The 18,330-nt window shown below is 65.5% G+C and carries 21 protein-coding genes; 15 read left to right on the top strand and 6 right to left on the bottom strand.

Annotation, left to right across the window (positions count from 1 at the left end):
* The first annotated feature begins 51 nt into the window (after nt 1–51).
* Nucleotides 52–708 (top strand): SDR family oxidoreductase, encoded by a 657-nt coding sequence (locus ON23_RS14905; RefSeq protein ID WP_039778869.1) that lies wholly within the window; start codon nt 52–54, stop codon nt 706–708.
* A 67-nt stretch (nt 709–775) separates the two neighbouring features.
* Here the strand turns inward: ON23_RS14905 and ON23_RS14900 are convergent, their stop codons facing one another.
* Nucleotides 776–1,603 (bottom strand): sterol desaturase family protein, encoded by an 828-nt coding sequence (locus tag ON23_RS14900; RefSeq protein ID WP_039778868.1) that lies wholly within the window; start codon nt 1,601–1,603, stop codon nt 776–778.
* A gap of 6 nt (nt 1,604–1,609) precedes the next feature.
* A complete protein-coding gene (locus tag ON23_RS14895; protein ID WP_245555956.1) occupies nt 1,610–2,362 on the bottom strand; it encodes a FadR/GntR family transcriptional regulator in 753 nt (250 codons plus the stop codon).
* A 148-nt stretch (nt 2,363–2,510) separates the two neighbouring features.
* Here ON23_RS14895 and ON23_RS14890 point away from each other — a divergent pair, with 148 nt between their 5' ends.
* Together ON23_RS14890 and ON23_RS14885 are read left to right on the top strand one after the other, a co-directional pair.
* Entirely contained in the window at nt 2,511–4,436 is a 1,926-nt protein-coding gene (locus tag ON23_RS14890) for a YhgE/Pip family protein (protein WP_083903970.1), read from the top strand.
* Between the two features lie 117 nt (nt 4,437–4,553).
* On the top strand, nt 4,554–5,612 hold the full coding sequence (locus ON23_RS14885) for an alpha/beta hydrolase (RefSeq protein WP_245555954.1): 1,059 nt from the start codon (nt 4,554–4,556) through the stop codon (nt 5,610–5,612).
* An 87-nt stretch (nt 5,613–5,699) separates the two neighbouring features.
* Here the strand turns inward: ON23_RS14885 and ON23_RS14880 are convergent, their stop codons facing one another.
* Nucleotides 5,700–6,863, bottom strand: coding sequence for a lactate 2-monooxygenase (locus ON23_RS14880; protein ID WP_039778866.1), 1,164 nt, complete (start codon nt 6,861–6,863; stop codon nt 5,700–5,702).
* 104 nt (nt 6,864–6,967) lie between these two features.
* Between ON23_RS14880 and ON23_RS14875 the strand changes: the two genes are divergently transcribed.
* From ON23_RS14875 to ON23_RS14865, 6 genes are all read left to right on the top strand, one after another.
* Nucleotides 6,968–8,065 carry an Lrp/AsnC family transcriptional regulator gene (locus ON23_RS14875; protein ID WP_063821271.1) on the top strand — a complete coding sequence of 366 codons (1,098 nt, stop codon included), beginning with the start codon at nt 6,968–6,970 and terminating at the stop codon, nt 8,063–8,065.
* Between the two features lie 205 nt (nt 8,066–8,270).
* A complete protein-coding gene (locus ON23_RS39580; protein ID WP_262985064.1) occupies nt 8,271–8,393 on the top strand; it encodes a hypothetical protein in 123 nt (40 codons plus the stop codon).
* Nucleotides 8,394–8,423: 30 nt separating this feature from the next.
* Entirely contained in the window at nt 8,424–8,588 is a 165-nt protein-coding gene (locus ON23_RS36505; RefSeq protein WP_063821270.1) for a rubredoxin, read from the top strand.
* A gap of 3 nt (nt 8,589–8,591) precedes the next feature.
* Nucleotides 8,592–8,867, top strand: a complete 276-nt coding sequence (locus ON23_RS14870; protein WP_039778865.1) for a hypothetical protein — start codon at nt 8,592–8,594, stop codon at nt 8,865–8,867.
* Nucleotides 8,868–8,929: 62 nt separating this feature from the next.
* Nucleotides 8,930–9,106 (top strand): hypothetical protein, encoded by a 177-nt coding sequence (locus ON23_RS37920; RefSeq protein ID WP_157170225.1) that lies wholly within the window; start codon nt 8,930–8,932, stop codon nt 9,104–9,106.
* 175 nt (nt 9,107–9,281) lie between these two features.
* The gene (locus tag ON23_RS14865; RefSeq protein ID WP_245555953.1) at nt 9,282–10,115 is read left to right on the top strand and encodes an alpha/beta fold hydrolase; all 834 of its coding nucleotides are present in this window, start codon (nt 9,282–9,284) and stop codon (nt 10,113–10,115) included.
* An 82-nt stretch (nt 10,116–10,197) separates the two neighbouring features.
* On the opposite strand, the gene ON23_RS14860 is transcribed toward ON23_RS14865, so the two are convergent.
* On the bottom strand, nt 10,198–10,767 hold the full coding sequence (locus ON23_RS14860; protein ID WP_051042702.1) for a TetR/AcrR family transcriptional regulator: 570 nt from the start codon (nt 10,765–10,767) through the stop codon (nt 10,198–10,200).
* 153 nt (nt 10,768–10,920) lie between these two features.
* On the opposite strand from ON23_RS14860, the gene ON23_RS14855 reads away from it, so the two are divergent.
* The 4 genes from ON23_RS14855 (at nt 10,921) to ON23_RS14845 (ending at nt 13,337) form a co-directional block, all read left to right on the top strand.
* Nucleotides 10,921–11,283: a PaaI family thioesterase gene (locus ON23_RS14855; RefSeq protein ID WP_245555959.1), complete on the top strand. Its 363-nt coding sequence runs from the start codon at nt 10,921–10,923 to the stop codon at nt 11,281–11,283.
* Complete coding sequence (locus ON23_RS37915) at nt 11,284–11,541, top strand: hypothetical protein (protein ID WP_157170224.1); 258 nt, start codon at nt 11,284–11,286, stop codon at nt 11,539–11,541.
* A 23-nt stretch (nt 11,542–11,564) separates the two neighbouring features.
* Nucleotides 11,565–12,017, top strand: a complete 453-nt coding sequence (locus tag ON23_RS14850; RefSeq protein WP_039778862.1) for an SRPBCC family protein — start codon at nt 11,565–11,567, stop codon at nt 12,015–12,017.
* Nucleotides 12,018–13,001: 984 nt separating this feature from the next.
* Nucleotides 13,002–13,337, top strand: a complete 336-nt coding sequence (locus tag ON23_RS14845) for an EthD family reductase (RefSeq protein WP_039778893.1) — start codon at nt 13,002–13,004, stop codon at nt 13,335–13,337.
* 333 nt (nt 13,338–13,670) lie between these two features.
* Here the strand turns inward: ON23_RS14845 and ON23_RS14840 are convergent, their stop codons facing one another.
* Together ON23_RS14840 and ON23_RS14835 are read right to left on the bottom strand one after the other, a co-directional pair.
* Nucleotides 13,671–14,225: a hypothetical protein gene (locus tag ON23_RS14840; protein WP_039778861.1), complete on the bottom strand. Its 555-nt coding sequence runs from the start codon at nt 14,223–14,225 to the stop codon at nt 13,671–13,673.
* A 606-nt stretch (nt 14,226–14,831) separates the two neighbouring features.
* Nucleotides 14,832–16,136, bottom strand: a complete 1,305-nt coding sequence (locus ON23_RS14835) for a cytochrome P450 (protein ID WP_039778860.1) — start codon at nt 16,134–16,136, stop codon at nt 14,832–14,834.
* 637 nt (nt 16,137–16,773) lie between these two features.
* Here ON23_RS14835 and ON23_RS14830 point away from each other — a divergent pair.
* Both ON23_RS14830 and ON23_RS14825 read left to right on the top strand, forming a co-directional pair.
* Nucleotides 16,774–17,628 carry an ABC transporter permease gene (locus ON23_RS14830; RefSeq protein WP_039778859.1) on the top strand — a complete coding sequence of 285 codons (855 nt, stop codon included), beginning with the start codon at nt 16,774–16,776 and terminating at the stop codon, nt 17,626–17,628.
* Nucleotides 17,629–17,634: 6 nt separating this feature from the next.
* The coding region (locus ON23_RS14825) for an MlaD family protein (RefSeq protein ID WP_039778857.1) at nt 17,635–18,330 on the top strand (696 nt) is incomplete at its 3' end.

Here is an 18,330-nt window from a genome sequence, read left to right as displayed (position 1 = left end):
CTGGTGTAACCAGTACAGGTGTGATCTGTTAACCACGGCTAGGCTAGCTCGGTGACTACTCCTGTACACCTTGCTATCGGCGCGGGCCCCGGCCTGAGCCTCGGGGTTGCGCGCCGATTCGCGCGCGAAGGCTATCGCGCTGTCCTGACCACCGAGCAGGAACAGCAGGCGGCGAATCTGGCTGCGACGCTCGTCGACGAGGGCTATCAGGCTCTGGGCTCGGCGATCGATCTACTGGATCCGGCGGATGTGGCCCGGATCGTGACAACGATGGGCGAGCGGCACGGTCGAATCGATGTGCTGCACTTCAATCCGAGCGTGTGGCGCGAACGGGACCCGCTGGAGCTGACGGTCGCCGAACTGCTCGAAGATCTCACCCTGGGCGTCGCGTCGCTGCTGCCTGCCGTGCAGGCAGCGCGGCCGTTCCTGCACCCGGGGTCGCGAGTCTTGGTTACCGGCAGCGCCGCGGCGGACCGGCCTTGGCACGGCGCGGCCTCCCTGGGGGTTCAGAAGGCCGGCCTGCGCAATCTGGTGACCAGCCTCGATGCGAGGCTTGCACCCGCTGGTGTCCGCGCGGTCGCCGTGCAGATCAACGGCGTACTCACCCCGACCGGGCCCTTCTCGCCCCCGCCGATCGCGGAGGCGATGTGGCGGGCGGTGACGCGCACGGATCAGGACTGGACACCACACGTGTCCTACGACGGCTGAACCCGGAAACGACGATCGGTGCTCGCCGCAACGGCGAGCACCGATCGAAAGATGGTGCGATGATGCGCTATTGCTCGGGGCTCCACCCTGGCCCGCGGAACAGGTAGCCGAATGCGGCTCCCCAGCTGCGTGCGCCACGGAGATCGCGAGCAATCGCGCCGTATTCGTGTGTGGCCACACGTAACGGGTTGAAGGTGTCGATGTTTTTCGTCAGGCCGTACACGACGCGCTCACGTTCGGGTTCGAACGTGCCGAACATTCGATCCCAGACGATGAGGATGCCGCCGTAGTTCTTGTCCAGGTATTGCGCGTTGGAACCGTGGTGCACCCGGTGGTGCGACGGGGTGTTCATGATGAACTCCACCGGACGCCACAGGGTGCCGACTCGCTCGGTATGGACGAAGAACTGATACAGCAGGCTGATCGCTTGCTGCAGCAAAATCATCCAGGGCGGAAATCCCATGAGCGCCAGCGGCGCCCAGTAGGGCAGGGCCGAGAACGGCGTCCACGTTTGCCGCAACGCCGTCGACAGGTTGTAGCGCCTGCTGGAGTGATGTACGACGTGACTGGCCCACAGCATTCGGATGGTGTGATGCGTGCGGTGGTACCAGTAGTAGGCCAGTTCATCGGCGAAGAACAGACCAATCCAGGTCAGCGGATTGTGCGCGGAAAGGTGTAGCGGCGCAAGCAGATACAGGCCCGCATAGACCGCGACCACCACCAGTTTCCAGGCGATATTGATGACCGCGTTGCCGATTCCCATGGTCAGACTGGTTCGCGTGTCACGCGCTTCGTATCCGAGTTCGTCGTCGTCGGCAAGGAATCGGAACGATAGCGCTTCCAGCACGACGCAGAGCACGAAGACGGGGACTGCGTGCAGGATGAGGTCGAACATGATCGATCAGCTCTCCGGCGCTGTCTGGTCCACCCTGGCGACGAAGTGGGTGAGCAACTGCTCGGCGTGACGATAGGCCTCTGCGCCGTCTCTCGCCGCGATCAGGTCCGCGAGGGCGATTCGGCCGGCACGGTCGGTGTACTCACCGCCGATCCACTCCGCGACGATCGGCAATCCCAGGTCGTTGAAGGTGGCGACCAATGTATTGAGCGCCAGTCGGTAGGCGAGGTTGCCTGAGCCGTCGATCACCGCGGTCCAGAAAGCGAGGTCCGCGTCACCGTACTCCTCGACCGCGGCGTCCTGGTCGGGGAACGCATGCGCTATGGCGTTGATCCGTTCGAGCTGTTCATCGGATGCGTTCGCCGCGCACAACCGCGCTGCGTCGGCACCGATCGAGCGGCGCATCACGGCGACGTCACGCACGATCTCGAGCGGCGGCACCACACCGGCAGCCACGATGTCGCTCAAGATCTCCAGGCGGGCGTTCTCACGCCAATTCAGCACACGGGTCTTGCCGCCGTGCGAAATCCGAATCAGACCGGCCTGTTGGACCCGTTTGAGCGCTTCGCGGATCGCGTGCCGGTTCACCTGGAACGCCAAGGCCAGTTCCCGTTCGGAGGGCAGCGCCTCGCCGGCGGGGACCCGGCCGCTCAATATCTCCTCGACGATCCGAACGTATGCGGCATCCGGGACTGCCATGCGGCTGATAGGTGCGATATCCACAGCATCGAATCTAGACATCAACTGACTACAGGTCAACTGGTTTGATCAGTTGAGCACTCTGCGGTAGCTTGCCACTCCAGTAGCCATTTGTGTCGTGTGAGTCACACTCCCGCCGCGTGGTTAGCCACTCACGCGACGACGTGCCCGGGGGCACGGCGATGCCCGATCCGAAAGCGTCCCGATCATGCCCGCTCGAATACACCGAACGATCGACTCTTGCGCTCGTTTCTTGCGCGGTCCCCGACCGAAACCGGCGCGAAGCGCATCGGTTTCCCGGTGGCACCGCACCCGTGCCGCGAGGCTGTTTTTGGCGGTGGTGGTCACCGTGCCGGTGGTATCGCTCGCGCTCTACATGTGGGCGGGGTGGGATCCCACCCGTTCGCTGGACCGGTTACCGGTGGCGCTGGTCAATCTCGATCAGCCCGCACAGCAGGGCTCGACGACCCTCACCGTGGGCAACGACGTGACCACCAGCCTGCTGTCCTCGCGTGCCCTCGACTTCCACACCGTCGACCACGACGCCGCCATGACGGGACTTGCCTCCGGCCGCTACTACTTCGTCATAGAAATCCCCGCGGACTTCAGCCGCACCCTCGCCACCCTCGGCACCACATCCATGGCACCCGCGCTGATCTCGGTCGTCTACAACGACTGCACCACACTCATGGCATCCAACATCGGAGCGCGAGCCATGTCGGTCATCGATGCCGCTGTGCTCGAGGGAGTCTCGTCGAAAACCGTCGGAACCCTGCTGAGCGGGCTCGACGGGCTCGGCGGCGGTATCCGTTCGGCCGCACAAGGCTCCGATCAGCTGCACAACGGCCTCACTGAATTAGCCACCGGCACAGACACACTCGTGTCGGGTATCCGGGAACAACTTGCTCCTGGCGTATCGGCCGCCGCCGCCGGGGGCGCCCAGCTGTCGGCAGGGACCACAGCACTCGCCACCGGTCTGACCGGGTTGCAAACCGGCACAGGTCAACTCGGTGACGGTGCGCAGAAAGTCGCGTCCGGGATCGATCAACTCCTCGGCGCGGTGGACGCCGCCCAACTCGGCAAAACGCTCGGCGACCTCGCCGGCCAGCTGCCTCCCGGCACCCTCGACCACATCGTTCAACTCCTCGACGGACTGCGACAACTGCAGGCGGGCAGCCATCAAGTCGCTGATCAACTCACCGATCCGCACGCGGCGTATCGCAGCGGCGTGGACCAACTCGTCATCGGGGGCGGCCAGGTAGACGCGGGCGCTGCGAAACTGGCCGCTGGTCTGCGAGACCTCGACACCGGAACCGGACAGCTCGCCGACGGCGCTTCGCGGCTGCAGCAGGGCGTCCACGCCGCCGACAGCGGTTCCGGACAGCTCGCCGACGGTCTGGCCGTCGGCGCCCAGCAGGTACCGGACCTGAGCGACGCGAACCACCGAGACAATCTCGCCCACCTACTGTCGACCCCGGTGAACAGTCGGGCACACAATCTCGCGCCCGCGCAATTCGGGGGCCCCGGCGCAGCACCGATGCTGCTGATACTGATCACGGCCCTGGTCCCGATCGTGGTGCTCATGTGCCTGCGTGCCCACCGTTTCGTCGCCGCGGACGAGCCGCTGCCGCCGTTGGGAGTCGCCGTACGCCGCACCGTGGCCGCAGGGGCCTGCAGCCTTGCCGTGGTCGGGCTGCTCGGCGTCGTCGTATGGCATGTGCTGTCACCGAGCCCGACCGTGTCGTCGATGGCGCATCTGATCATCGCGATCTCGGTCGCGACCATCATGAACACCGCGCTCACCTCGCTGCTGTTCACCACCCTCGGCTACGCCGCGGGCGCCTTGGGATCCCTAGCCGCGCTGATGCTTCAGGTCTTCTCCTACGGCGGGATCTGGATGGTACAGACGCTGCCTGCGCCACTACGGTGGCTGCATTCGATCGCCCCGATGACCTACACCCAGCGCGCACTGGTGGCCTCCTTCGACAGCACGCCCGGCTTCTTCGTATCTGTGCTGGTCATCATCGCGGTAACCGCGATCGCCGGCACGGCCAACGTGCTGCTCTATCGCTCCGGTCGCGCCCGATGGCCCCATGCCGTGTCAAAGCCCGTGGCCCTCGCCCCAGCGGCGTAGCGACGTTGTCGCACAAGCCGCCCCCGGGACAGCGGGCCCGACCACTTGTTTCGATGACGAGAGAAGAGAATGCCGAAGCGTCCACAACCCCGCGCCGAACGTGCCGCACGATCAGCCGTGCGTTGGATCACCCTGCTGCCACCCAGCCTGAAACGCCTCATCGCAGGCAAGCCGGTCTGCATCGACGGCCAACAGCTCGACCTCGACATCCAACTCGGCGCGCGGCTGCTGAGCTCCGGCGGCAACTTCGACAGCACCCCGATTCGCCGGCTTCGGTCACAATTGGCCACCGCGGCACGAATCCACGGCGACCCCCTTCCGCTGGAGAACATCCGCGACATCACCATCCCCGGCCCTGCCGGCGAAATTCCGGCCCGGCTGTATCGGCCCACCGAAATCGAGGGCCCCACTGCGGCATTGGTGTATTACCACGGCGGCGGCTGGACACTCGGCGATCTCGATGCCGCCGACGCGGTGGCCCGCTTCCTTGCCCACCATGCGGCATTGACAGTGATCTCCATCGATTATCGACTGGCCCCCGAGCATCCCTTCCCGGCAGGCCTGCAGGACGCGATCGCCGCATTCAACCACGTAGCAGCCCACCCCAACCGGTACGGCATCGAACCGGAGGCGATCGGTGTGGGCGGCGAAAGCGCGGGCGGCAACCTCGCCGCCGTCGTCACACAGCAGTCCGCATTCGCCGCCCGCACGAATCCGGTCCCGATCCCCGCGTTCCAACTGCTGCTCATGCCGGTCACAGACCTCTCCACCGAGCGCCCATCCCACCAGCTCTTCAGCTCGGGACCGTTCCTCACCAACGCGCACCTGAAATGGTTCCGTGAGCAATACCTCACCGACCCGGCACAACAACACGATCCACGGGTGTCACCACTACTTTCCGATGATCTCCGCGGCCTGCCGCCCGCCTACATCGCAACCGCGGGCTTCGACATCCTTCGCGACGAGGGCGAAGCCTACGCACACAAACTCGCCACCGTGGGAGTCCCGGTCGTACTGCGCCGCCACAGCAGCATGGCCCACGGAATGATCGGTGCCACCAGCACGCTCCAGCCCGCCCGAGACGCACTCCACGAAGCCGCCGCCGCCATCCGGGTCATCCTCGCTTTCCGCACACTCACAACAACGGCCACCGCAAAACCCGCGTCCAGGTCATAGCCCCGCGAGGCCGAAGTCGCTAGCGCGTCCGGCGTTCCGGTCGGGGCGGGAGAGCAGTGGCGCGGGGCCGATCGCCTGTCCAGGACGCTAGACCGACACCGGCCGCAGCGCCTCTGGTGTCAGATCCTTCAGCGTCGGATACCCGTCGACCGCCATGATCAGGTCCGTCTCGGCCAGCAGGGTGCGAAGCACGTGCACGATGCCATCCGCGCCGCCCAGCGCCAGCCCGTAGGCATAGGGACGGCCGATCCCGACTGCGGACGCGCCCAGCGCCAGCGCCTTGATGATGTCCGCGCCGGAGCGCACGCCGGAGTCGAACAGCACCGGCAGCCCGTCGCCTGCGGACACCACCTCGGCCAGCATTTCCAACGCGGGAAGCCCGCCATTGGCTTGGCGGCCACCGTGATCGGAGCAGTAGATGCCGTCGATGCCCAGGTCCTTGACCCGGCGGGCATCGTCGGGGTGGCAGATGCCCTTCACGATCAGCGGCAGCGTTGTCAGCGACCGCAGCCACGGCAGATCCGCCCAGGTCAGCGGATTGCCGAAGACCTGGATCCAGCGCAGGATGGCCGACTGCGGATCCTGCTCCGGCGACTGCGCCAGGCTCGCCCGGAACACCGGGTCGGTGAAGTAGTTGGCCAGGCAGTGCCCGCGTAGCTGCGGGAAGTTGCCGGTCGACAGGTCACGCGGCCGCCAGCCGGTGACCCAGGTGTCGAGGGTGACCACGATGCCCTGGTAGCCGGCCCGCTCGGCGCGCTCCACGAGGCTGGCCGCAAGGTCACGGTCGGTGGGGGTGTAGAGCTGGAAGAAGCCCGGGGTGTCGCCGAGTTCGGCCGCGACATCCTCCATCGGATCGACCATCAGGGTCGACGCCACCATCGGGACGCCGGTGCGTGCCGCGGCCTTCGCGGTCGCCAGATCACCGTGGCCGTCTTGCGCGCACAGCCCGATCACACCGATGGGGGCCATGAAAATCGGTGCGGGCCAAGTGCTTCCGAACATTTCGACCGACAGATCGCGCTCCTTGGCGCCCACGAACATGCGTGGAATGACACCCCACCGGTCGAAGGCGGCCACGTTGGCCCGCTGGGTGCGCTCGTCACCCGCTCCGCCCGCCACATATGACCACACCGACGGTGGCAGCGCCGCCTGCGCCCGCTCGGCGAGCTCCGCGAAGCTCACGGGGTAGGCCGGCACCACCCCGCGCAACCCGTTGAAGTAGATCTCGTTTTGAAAGTCACCGAATGCCATGCGCACTCTCCAGTTCCATCTCTGCTCGGTCCGACCCTGCGATTGTGTGAGACTGGGCATCGAGCACAGATGAATCGCAGGATACGAGCAGAGAGTGCCGGACCGTGCAGGATGACGTCAGGCTGCTGACCGAGGAGGAGCTGGCGCTCATCCATGCTCTGCAACTGCGCCCCCGCGCGTCGTGGACCGACCTGGGGCGGGTACTCGGCGTAGACCCAGTGACCGTGGCCCGCCGCTGGCAACGGCTCAGTGACCGCGGCGAGGCCTGGATCAGCGTCTCACCCGGCCCGGCGGTGTTCGATCTGCTGTGTGCCGCCTTCATCGACATCGATTGCACCGCAGGACAAACCGATGCTGTAGTGACCGCACTTGCCGCGCATCCGCACATGCTCACCCTGGAACGCGCGGGCGGCAGCAACCGCATTCTCGCCACCATCGCCACCGAGGATTTCGGGCAGATGTCGCGCTACACCCTCGACGTGCTGCCGGGCGTCCCTCACATCACGGCCGTGCGCACTCGCATCGTGACCCACTGGTTTGCCGAGGGCGGCAGCTGGCGCATCGACGCCCTCACCCCCGACCAGCGTGACAAACTACGAACTCCGCCCATCACGGCCGGAGCCGACCGCAGCCGCTCTGTCACGCCGCTGGACTGGGCTCTCATAGGAGAACTGGCCCGCGACGGCCGCGCCCCGCACAGCGCCCTGGCCGCGGCCGTAGGCATCAGCGCCTCCACCGCCAAACGCCGCATCGGCGAGCTCACCCGTCTCGGGCTGCTCAGCTTCCGCTGCGATTTCGCACGCCCGCTCGGCGGCTGGCCGGTCGCGGTGACCTTCTGGGCGACCGCGCCGACCGCGGCACTGCCCGAGATCGGCTACGGACTCATTCGACTTCCACAGACACGCAACTGCGCCGCCGTCAGCGGCACGCACAATCTGGTGTTGCAGGCAGGACTGCACTCGGTCGCCGAGATCGCTCGCTTCGAAAACCAGATCGCCACACTGCATCCCGAACTCACAGTCACCCAACGCACAGTCACCCTGCGGCACGAGAAACTGCTGGGTCATATTCTCGACCGCCACGGCCGCGCTCGGGCGGTGGTCCCTCCCGACATCTGGCGGGATCCGGCAGCAGCAAGCCTGATTCGCACTGAGCGCAGCTCGGAATCTCGCGTCGAGCCGCGTGGGTCGTCTACAGCGTAGGGCAATCGCCGTGTGGGGATTCCTGCGCCGAGTCTCCTGCGTGACTTGGCCGGTTCAGCGACTCCGTCAGGAACCACGAACCTTACATGCCAATCGCAGTTCGCTCTCAGAGTATGAAGTGCGGCCGATCTCTACTCGAAACGGCCAAGAACTCAGTGCAGGAGAGAAGCGACACTTGATGGTCGATCGGCCTGGAGGAGGATTTATGAGAATCGCGACCAGATTTCCCGGTGAGCGCACGCCGGCCACGGGTGGCGCGGACCGGATCGCTCACATCCGTGGGGTGGTCGTCAAGATCGGTAGTGCCTGGCGTGCGCGGCATCCGTAACTGAACTCGCATCAGGGTCAGGTCGGCCTGATGTTCTGCCTGGTCGCCGTCGCCGGCGGCACGAGCTCCGACCCCGCCGAGGGTGACCCCGACGGCGTCGGCGCCCCTGGCACCGCCTTCGAAGACATTCCCGAGGACTGGCTCTGCCCGGTCCGCGGCGCCCGTAGATCCGACTTCATCCCCTACGAGGACTGAACTGTGACCAGCAAACCCGAGGACGGACAGCACGTCGACGGGCTGCTGATCGGTGGCGGTGTCGCCACTGCGGGGACCGCGGAAGAACTGCGGCGCCGGGGCTTTCGAGGCAGCAGCGCACTCGCTGGCCGAGAGGGCGACCCGCCCTACCACCGGTTCCCGCTGACCGAGGACTATCTGCGCGGCTTCATAGTCGCCCACGACCGGGCCGTCCGCTTGCCAGAATGGTCGTTCGAGAACGACATTCAGTCTGGCTGCGCGCCCAGGTTTTCGGCTTGAATATCGATGCCCGTATCGCCCGACGCGCGGTGAGCTGGGGACAGGCATCGCGGGCTACCGGTATGGCCGAGACCGTCGGCGATGCCTCGATCAACGATGCACGGTCGCTGCCGGCAGCCCGGCCCGATGATCTGACCGGCATCACCTCCGCAGGGGCGGAAATAGCCGCGGCGGCACCGGAATTCCCGCAATCAACCCGGTCGCCGGTCATATCTCCGCGTACCCGGATCGGAGGCTGAGCGGTGCCACGCCAGTGGATGACTCTCAGCGGAAGACAGCTCGCGCGTCTGCCGGGATTCGGAGGAGTTCCGGTTCTACGACGGATTTTCCGCCGGGCGGGAGTTACGGGTCCGGTCGGACGACGGCACCCCGATCCATACCGAGGTCTTCGGTCCCGAGGACGGCTACCCGGTTGTGCTGGCGCACGGCTACCTGTGCCGGATCGACTTCTGGGCCAACCAGATCGACGCACTCGCCAACGACTGCCGGGTGATCGCGTTCGACCACCGCGGGCACGGCCGCAGCGGGCTGCCGGCCCGCGGCGGGTTCACCGCGGAAAGGTTGAGCGAGGACCTCGCCGCAGTGCTGCGCGCGGCCATCCGCCCAGGCGAGCGTGCACTCATCGCAGGTCATTCCATGGGGGGAATCGCGATTCAGGCGTGGGCTCACCGCAATCCCGGCGATGTCGGACGCTTCGCGGATGCGATCGCGTTGATCAACAGCAGCCCCGGCGACTTCCGGACCGGGGCGGCCGCCATCTTGGCGGGTCGTGTCCTACCTGAACGACTGTCTGCACCGCTCGACCGTGTCGTTGAGTGGGCCGCCCGTGTGTTCGGCGGGATTCCCGTACACCCCCGGTTGCCCGGGCGGGCGGCGCTGATGTCACCTTTCGCTATCGGTTCGGGGGCTCGCCCAGCCGCCCGAGCGCTGATCCAGGAGCAGTTGCTGACAACGCCGCCTGCGAGCCGCGGACAGTTCATGTACATGCAGCTGGCCTTGTCGGACGAGCATTTCGACCGGTCCGGTCTGACGGTGCCCACGCTGGTGATCGGCAGTACCGACGACCAGCTGGTGGGCTTCTTCGCCTCGCAGCGTCTGGCGCGGTATCTGTCGAATAACGCTGGCCTGGTGGAGATTCCGGGCGGCCACAGTGGGCCGCTCGAGCAGCCCGACCTTGTCACCGCCGAGCTGCGCACCCTGATCGGCCTTGGCCGATCCGCCAACCGACCGACCGCTTCAACCTCGTAAGGCGTGCCCTCGACCAGCCCTACAGCGATCGATCGGCGACGACGATGTCGGGCTGTCATGGCACGGGCTTGCTCGCGGAGGTTCAGTCCTCTGATACCGGTGTGAGCAGTCGCCGGAGTTGTGCAGTTACCTGTTCCATCGGTTCGGTTGACCGCGCGGCACGAGCTCGTAGCAGTGCGCCCTCGATCGCACTGAGCAGAAACCCCGCCAGCGAGTGTGCTTCTTCTGCCGTGCGACCCTCGCGAACGAGCAGGATCTCCATCCCTTCGGCCCAGTCGGCGAAGGCAGCACTGGCCGCCGCGCGGATTTCTGGAGTCTCGGCGGAGGCCGCCGCAGCGGCAGCGATCGGGCAGCCGCTCCGGTAGTCGGACTCGATCAGGTTGGCCGTCATCTGACGGATCGTCTCACGCACCAGCGCGGACGAGTCCATGGTCGCGCCGACTTCGCGGATCCACGCTTTCATCCACTTTCCGGCCACGCGGGTGGAGGCATCGATCAGCTCGTTCTTCCCCCCGGGAAAGTGCTGGTAGATCGAACGCCGGGCACTGTTGCTGCGCTCGAGGAGGTCGGACAGGGCGGTGCCTTCCACGCCGTGTTCCCTGACGAGTCCGATCGCGGCGACGATGAGCCGCTCCCTCGGTCCCTGTGGCATATCTCTCACGTACTCCCAGCCTCCATGGGTAGACCGAGCGATCTACTTGAGATTACATATGTAGACCGCACAGTCTACTGGAGGTTTCTTTATGCCTACTCCCGCCCTGCCGCTGAGCGGGCTCGAGACGCTGCTCACTGCCACCCGAAGGGGATCGGGCGGTTGCTCGGCATGCAATTCGACACCGTGGAGGAAGGCACGGTCACGTTCTCGCTGACGACGCGCCCCGAATTCGTCAACGTCTCCGGTCAGGTCCACGGCGGCATCTACGCGACCCTGCTGGACTCGGTGATGGGATGCGCGGTGCACTCCACGCTGGAACCCGGTATCGGCTACACCACGCTCGAGATGAAGATCAACCTCACGCGGGCGGTGTCGGCCGAGAGGGCCAAGCTTGTCGCCACCGGCCGTACGCTGCATGTCGGTGGGCGGACTGCTACCGCCGAGGGCGAGATCCGCGACGAGATGGGCCGATTGGTGGCCCATGGCACGACCACGTGCCTGATCTTGCGTTGAGTGCCCGAACGGCTGTGTCGGAGCGGCCTTTCGAGCTGCCCAACGGCTTCATCCTGCCCCACCGGTAACCGAATCAAGAACCTCTACCGTCGCTGGTCGCACAGTGGTGCCATCACCGGCAACGTCATGGTCGACCGTGTGCAGATGTGGCGGATGGCCGCAGGCAAGGAACCCGCAGCCGACCGGCACGCCGCGATCAACGTCATCCGATACCTGCTCAACAATGGCGCGCAGAGCCTTCGCTCACCGCGTGCCTAACAAACCCGAAAGGCCCCTCAATCATGCGGACCCTCACCGTGACCCAGATCATCCCCGCCCCCATCGACGACGTGTTCGAGGCATTCACCGACCACGAGAAGCTCTCCGAAGTCTTCGGAGTCCGCTCCTGCACGCTGATCAAGCAGGGAAGCGCGGAGAAGAACGGCCTGGGCGCGATCCGCGAACTCGACTGCGGCCTACTGCGATTGCGGGAGGAGGTCACCGGTTTCGACCGGCCTCACCGCATGGAGTACAAGATCATCAACGCCCGCCCGAGGGCCGATCACGAGTACGGCCAGGTCGACTTCATCGAGGTCCCCGACGGCACCAAGGTCACCTGGAGCACCCGGTTCGGAAACCGCTCGCCCCTCGGTGGTCTCCTCGACCGTGGCTTCGCGATCGCTTTCGGCATCGCGTTCCGGCTCACGCTGCGCAGTGCCGAGCAGCGTGCGGTCGCGGCGAGCAGGGCTCGCTGAGAGCGTCTGGCCATACCGCGTCCGACCCTATGGGCGGGCTGACCGCTTACGGCGACGTCTTCGTCGCCGACCGGGCCGCCATCGAATGCACTGCCGCCGAGCTCGGCGGTTTGGACCCCGACCAGGTCGAAGAACTTGACGACACGAAACTCAGCCGCGCCGGACGCCAGCAGATCCGCGGCCAGGACCGCGATACGTGGCGCACCCTGGCTCCGGAGAGCCTTACGCGCCCCGCGTTCCCATCACTGCGGGGTATGGTCGCCCTGTGGTTACCTGCTCGTCGCCGTCATCCTCGTCGGTGTGAAGATCGTCCAGCAGATCGCCCGGTAGCGAAAGCGTTGGGCTGGTGGGTGTTTCGATGCCCATCAGCCCGAATCGCTGTGGGTGTCTTCCCCGGCCGACCATACTGGTGCGGCCCTGTGGTCACAGGTCGATGCGCGCGGGGTCTCTCGTGCCGCGTCGTCCCTCGACCCCGCTGGATCGCCCAGCCGATGAGGGAGAGTATCGCCACCACGATTCCCAGCAGCACACCTGTCCCGATCCATACCTGCATCGTGCTGTAGACCGGTACGTGTGCGGTCACCGACGTCAGCGACCCCGCCAACCGGTTGCCGTACTCGCCCTGCAGATATTCAGCCATCGACACCACCGGGCCTTCCGTGTCCGCGCTCCGACAGCTCTCTCCACGATTGGTGCCGACCGCATCCGGCCGGCTCATTCACCATCCAAGCAACCAACCGAGCCAGTAGCGGTAAGGTCGCGCAAAGGTTCGTGTCCAGCCCGGCAGGTTTCCGTCAAGAGCGAGCCCTAATCGTGCGCTGGTCGGCTCGGTTCGCAAGGGCGAGGCTGGAACCGCTCGCACCCTGTGGGAACGGGTTTCACAATTCGATGCCGAGCTGTCGATCTGGTGGTGTGTCGTTCGTCGGAACTATGGATCCGGTCGAAGATGGCGGCCGGACCACCAGCACCCGAGGAGACCGACCGATGAGCGCACCGACGCCGCCCAAGCCTGCGGCCCGATTCCTGGTCATGTACGAAACTCCCTCCGACATCGAGGCATTCGAACACCACTACTGGGATGTACACATCCCGCTCGCCAACAAGCTGCCGGGCCTGCGTCGCTACACCGTCAGCCGCGACGCGAAGCCCGTAGTCGGCGAGCCGTACTACCTCGTGGGAATGCTGGATTGGGATGACATGGCCACCGCCGTCGCGGCGTTCGAGTCCGAGCTCGGGCGGCAGTGCGCCGCCGATGTGCGGGAACATCTCAGCCGCTACGCGACTATCCGCAGCATGGTCCTCCAGCTCGACGAGGCATAGCCACGAGGCTCTTCGAGACTGAAGCTAGGCGCAGGTTCGCGCCGAGGATGCCTCGGCCAGGAGGCTTCCGCCTTCAGCATCGGCCGGTCATCGACCTGCGGGCGGCCTCGTTTCGTGCAGCGAATCGGTAGCGGGGGAACGGACCTGAAATCGCCTGGCTCGAGCGAGGTGTGCTTTTGTCTGCCGCTGATTCGTATTTGCTTTCATTTGGCGCGATGGGCCAGGAACAACGGCTACAACATCTCCCAACGGGGCGGCATCCAGCCGAACCCGCTCGCGCGGCCTCAGGCGGTGAGGTTTGCCGTGCGTGCCTGCGTCCGGTCGCCACCGCTTTCACAGTTTGAAAAAAGTGACCACCAGTAACGCCAGGCTCACAACGGCAACCGCCACGCTCACCCAGAAGTAGTTCCCGGCCAGGTGCGCCTGCCAAGACGCTGACCAGTACTGGCCGGCCAACTCTCCGTACTGGTGAACCCGGCCTCCTGGAATCTGTACACACCGATCGCCGGCGATCATCGTGTCCGAGCCGCACAACGGACCTCCAGCGTTGCTCAGGCGCCGTTTCGACAGATACTCGAGGCCACTGAACAGTGCCGCCACCCCCGATGCCAGCACTCCGAAAGCTCCCGTCGCGACACCACCGACGATGAGTTCTCCGTATACGTTGCCGTCGGGCCGGATCGCGGCGCCGTCCCGTGCCGATCGCCATGCCCAGCCCGTACTCGCGACGAACAGCAGAGGAAAAAGCCCCAGCGGGGCAAGCCATCGCACCCATGACCATGACGGAGGCAGGAGATCCCCCAAAGCCCAGATCATCCACACCAGGCCCGCGACGATAAGCAGCAACGCCGCTGTCACGAATGCCCACAGCTTGACGAACGTCTTCACCTGTACCCCCCGGAACGCGAATCAAATCTGCTGTGCCCTGGGAGAGTATCCTCCCGCCCACGGCTCGTGCGGACCGGATCGTTGCCTGGGCTGTGCAGTGCCGGGCTGCCACGTGGTTCTTCTCCCGATGAACTGAGCCATTCGACGACCAGGGGCCAGGGCGAACCCGGCACGGTGGGTGATCGCGGGCTTCGGGCTGTCATGTCGTCGCACTCGGTCGGATTGACGAATACCGACGAACAAGATAGCCGAGAGGAGGGGAACCCAGCCTTCGGTGCCAGTTGGTCGCTGGCCGGGAACGCGCGTGTTATTGCGGTGCCAGGGGAGGGACCTGTGGTGGTGCATGGTCCATGCGTCTGTTGACGTTTCGGCGAGGTGGTCTGGCGGTGTGGAATCGTGTGTCGAGGCCGTGGCTCGTTCTGGGCATTTGCGATCGATGGCGGGTCCATCGCAGCGCTGCGTCGGCTGAGCGCCGTCGATTCGGCGTCGCAACCTTCGTCTCAGCGCGGGCCGGTGTTCCCGGAGTCGGACGCGCCCGTGAAGCGCGATCGCGCCGATCAGGACAGCATGGCCTGCCGTCGCGAATCGACCGAGCCTGGCCGAGTTTCAGGCATCGGAGGGAATGAGGCGAATCGGAAGCCGGGTCGGTCCCCGCAGTGAACTGTTCGTCGACCACGTCGTCGGTTCGGTCGCGACGATCCGGTCGACGCGGTTGACCAGTTGCTGGAGCACCGCCTGTGCCTCCATGCGAGCCAGTGGCGCGCCGAGGCACATATGGGAGCCGTGACCGAACGCCATATGCATTCGAGGGTTGCGCTCGGCGCGATAGTGGTCCGGGTCGATGAATACGGCCGGGTCCCGATTGGCCGCGCCGAAGGACAACAGCACACGTGATCCGCTCGGAATGGTCACCGCGCCGAGCTCGAAGTCGGCTCGGGTGTAGCGGTAGAGATTCTGGATTGGGCTCGAGATGCGCAACTGTTCTTCGATCGCCATGGGGATCATCGTGGGATCGGATCGGATGAGGTCGTACTGGTCGGGGTGGCGTGCGAGTGTGTCGAACATGCCGCCGAGCAGATTCGTGGTCGTCTCGTTGCCGGCGATGAGCAGCAGCATGGCGATGTAGAAGAGGTTCTCGTCGGTGAGGCTCGTTTCGGGATCGGATTCGAGCAGGCGGCCGAGGATCGTGTCGGAACCTTTGAGATTGCCGGAACTCAACTGGGCACGAAAGTAGCGCCGAAGTGCGAGAACCGCGCGGACGGACCGTCCCACACCGGCCAATCCGGCCGGTGTGGGAGAGAAGTCTATGATCTTGACCGCGTTCTCGGACCAGTTCCGGAAATTCTCGATATCGGTGTCCGGTACTCCGAGAATTCCCGCTATCAAGCGCAGCGGCATGGGGACGGCAAGGCGTTGTACGACATCGCATTCCGGTTCACGGAGCATCGCGGTGACGAGTTCTTCGGCAATCGAATCACTGATCTGCCGCCAGCTTTCCAGCGCCTTCTTCGTGAATCCGGGCTGAACCTGTCGACGCAACTGGGTATGCCGCTCGCCATCGGTCAGGACGACGACGTCGCCGGCCATTCTGATTCTCGTCACACCGTGGGTGCTGGTCATCTGGTCGGTGCTGCGGAGTGCCGTGCGAATATCGTCGAGCTTGCTGAGAATCCACGTGGCACGCTTCGGGTTGTAATGGACTCTGCCGGTGTCGTGCAGAGTCCGGTAGGCCTCGAACGGGTCGGCCGCGGTCGCCGGATCCAGGGGGTCGTAGTCGGTGTTGGTCGCGCCCGTCCACGCTCGGTAGCCGCGTCGGCGGTTGAGCAACGCACCGGCGACGTTCATATGGAGCGCGGAGGTGACGGGTTTGAGTGCAGAGGTGACGCCTCGGACGCTGTGCACGACAGTCATTCAGGGTTCCTTCGAGAATGGGCCGGCTGTGGTCGGCAGACCGTAACCGGGTTGCTGGTCGGGTTTGCGAGACAGGTCATCGAGTTGTCAGCGCGGTGCGCGGCGTCGCGTCGGCGGAGAACAGACGTTGCTCGTTTCGATTGTCGAATAAGGCTGAAACGCGCCGATCCGGTCCGTCAACGGGGCCGGCGAAAGTTGCGATGGTCCCGCCGCTGTGGGCGGGTGCCGGCTTTCGCACGAATTGGCGATGACCTGCCGCTCGGTGTAGATATATCCGGGACGGAATTCTCACGATGATGAATGTGCTGTGCAGCACCGCGTTCCGCAGGGGGTGTGAAGGAAATCGTCGCTCGCGCCGAGCCTACGGCGCGGAGGATCGTCTTTCCTTGGTTCGTATGTTCGGTTGCCGGTTCGGTGGAATTCTCGTGGTGAGAATCCGCGAAGGATTTTCCGCGCCTTCTGTGCTGGTCAACAGCTCAACCTGAGAGACTGCCGAGCGCGGGCCGAATTCCGTGTACTTTCACTTCCCCGTCTGGGTATTGACCGCGGATGGGGTGCTGGTCACCCTGAGATCTATGTCAGCGAAGGCCATCTCGGGGCACTCGGTCCGTGCCGCCCTTCCGCGGAGGAGGGCGTGATGGCCTCGCGGTACTACCCGGCCGGAATCCGTCCGGTGCTGATGGCCGGTGCGGCGATCTCGACTCCGCTGATGCGGCTCGGGCACATGGCGAGCTTCTTTCTGCGGATGCTGGGCGGAATCCCGGTCGTGCTGCGGCATTATCGAGGCGAATTCCTGAAGTTACTGTCCGATGTCACCTGGGGGAACGGTTCCGTCGTCGTCGGGGGTGGCACCGGGCAGGTGATTACCGTGCTCGGTGCGGCGGCCGGAGCGATCGTCGGTATCGAGGGCTACAGCGCACTGAAATTGCTGGGTATGGCACCGGCGACCGGCATGATCGCCTCGACCGCCGTGACCCGGGAATTGGCGCCGATCATGGCCTCGATCGCCTTTGCCGCACAGGCCGGGTGCCGTTTCACCGCGCAACTGGGATCGATGCGCATCGCCGAGGAGATCGACGCCCTCGATGCGATCGCGATCCGTCCCATCCCGTATCTGGTCACCACCCGGATGCTGGCGTCGATAGTGGCGATGATTCCGCTCTACCTGGCGTGCCTGGCATTCAGTTATCTGGCGGTGGAAATCGTCGTCGGGCTTTCGGGCGGCACCTCGCCGGGCACTTACCAGCACTATTTCCGGATCGTGCTCAGCGGCACCGACATCGTCTACTCCTTGTCGAAGGCGGTCGTCTTCGTCATCCTCACCAGCACGATCCAGTGCTACTTCGGCTTCTACGCTTCCGGCGGCCCGCAGGGGGTCGGTGTTGCTGCCGGACGCGCGATGCGCGCCAGCATCACCGTGATGATCTTTGTGAATCTCTTGATGACGATGACGCTGTGGGGCTTGGATGCCGGCGCGAGAATCAGTGGGTAGCAACAGATGTCGATCGCGTTCGAATCCGATGGCCGAGTCGTTCCGAACTGGCAGCTGCTATTGCGCGGACTCGCGGTCGTCGTCGTCCTCGCGGTGGTGGCGGGTTTGATGATCGCCAGGTCCCGGGGAGCGTTCCGCGAGACGATAGAAGTCACCGCCGAACTGACGAATGTGGGCGACGGTCTGCCGGCCACATCGGATGTGAAGTACCGGGGCCTGCTCGTCGGTCAGGTCGCCGGTGTCGGACCGCCGGCGGACCGAGGGCCCAACCACGTCCGCATCGATGTGTTTCCGGACCGGGTGCGCGGGATCCCGTCGACGGTGACGGCTCGGGTCGTCCCGAGCAATGTGTTCGCGGTGCCGGCTCTCGAACTGGTCGACAACGGCCCGGGCGCACCGCTGGCCGCGGGTGCGCACATCGCCGAAGACCGGAGCCTGGACACCGTGCGGCTGCAGACCTCACTCACCGCGCTGAGCCGGATAGCCGCTGCCGCCGGGCGTTCGGGAGGGGACTCGACGATCGGCATCCTCACCACGGTCGAACGTGCCGTATCCGGCCGGGGCAGCGAAGCGGTGCAAGCGGGTGCGCAACTGGTCCGAATCTCCCAGGCGCTCAACGACGCAATGGCCCCGGACGGCACCGGCTCGACGCTCGATACGCTGTCGCAGGCGTTGGACGGACTGCGGTCCTCGTCGCCGGAT

This window comes from Nocardia cerradoensis NBRC 101014 (assembly GCF_000308535.1).
Lineage (GTDB): Bacteria > Actinomycetota > Actinomycetes > Mycobacteriales > Mycobacteriaceae > Nocardia > Nocardia cerradoensis.
This window is presented reverse-complemented; position numbering and strand designations above follow the sequence as displayed.

Excerpts from the sequence above, each read along its gene's own strand:
- ON23_RS14900 (WP_039778868.1), bottom strand. The coding sequence starts at position 1,603 with ATGTTCGACCTCATCCTGCACGCAGTCCCCGTCTTCGTGCTCTGCGTC.
- ON23_RS14830 (WP_039778859.1), top strand. The coding sequence starts at position 16,774 with ATGGCCTCGCGGTACTACCCGGCCGGAATCCGTCCGGTGCTGATGGCC.
- ON23_RS36505 (WP_063821270.1), top strand. The coding sequence starts at position 8,424 with ATGTTCTGCCTGGTCGCCGTCGCCGGCGGCACGAGCTCCGACCCCGCC.
- ON23_RS37920 (WP_157170225.1), top strand. The coding sequence starts at position 8,930 with ATGGCCGAGACCGTCGGCGATGCCTCGATCAACGATGCACGGTCGCTG.
- ON23_RS39580 (WP_262985064.1), top strand. The coding sequence starts at position 8,271 with ATGAGAATCGCGACCAGATTTCCCGGTGAGCGCACGCCGGCCACGGGT.
- ON23_RS14845 (WP_039778893.1), top strand. The coding sequence starts at position 13,002 with ATGAGCGCACCGACGCCGCCCAAGCCTGCGGCCCGATTCCTGGTCATG.
- ON23_RS14850 (WP_039778862.1), top strand. The coding sequence starts at position 11,565 with ATGCGGACCCTCACCGTGACCCAGATCATCCCCGCCCCCATCGACGAC.
- ON23_RS14860 (WP_051042702.1), bottom strand. The coding sequence starts at position 10,767 with ATGCCACAGGGACCGAGGGAGCGGCTCATCGTCGCCGCGATCGGACTC.
- ON23_RS14890 (WP_083903970.1), top strand. The coding sequence starts at position 2,511 with ATGCCCGCTCGAATACACCGAACGATCGACTCTTGCGCTCGTTTCTTG.
- ON23_RS14880 (WP_039778866.1), bottom strand. The coding sequence starts at position 6,863 with ATGGCATTCGGTGACTTTCAAAACGAGATCTACTTCAACGGGTTGCGC.
- ON23_RS14835 (WP_039778860.1), bottom strand. The coding sequence starts at position 16,136 with ATGACTGTCGTGCACAGCGTCCGAGGCGTCACCTCTGCACTCAAACCC.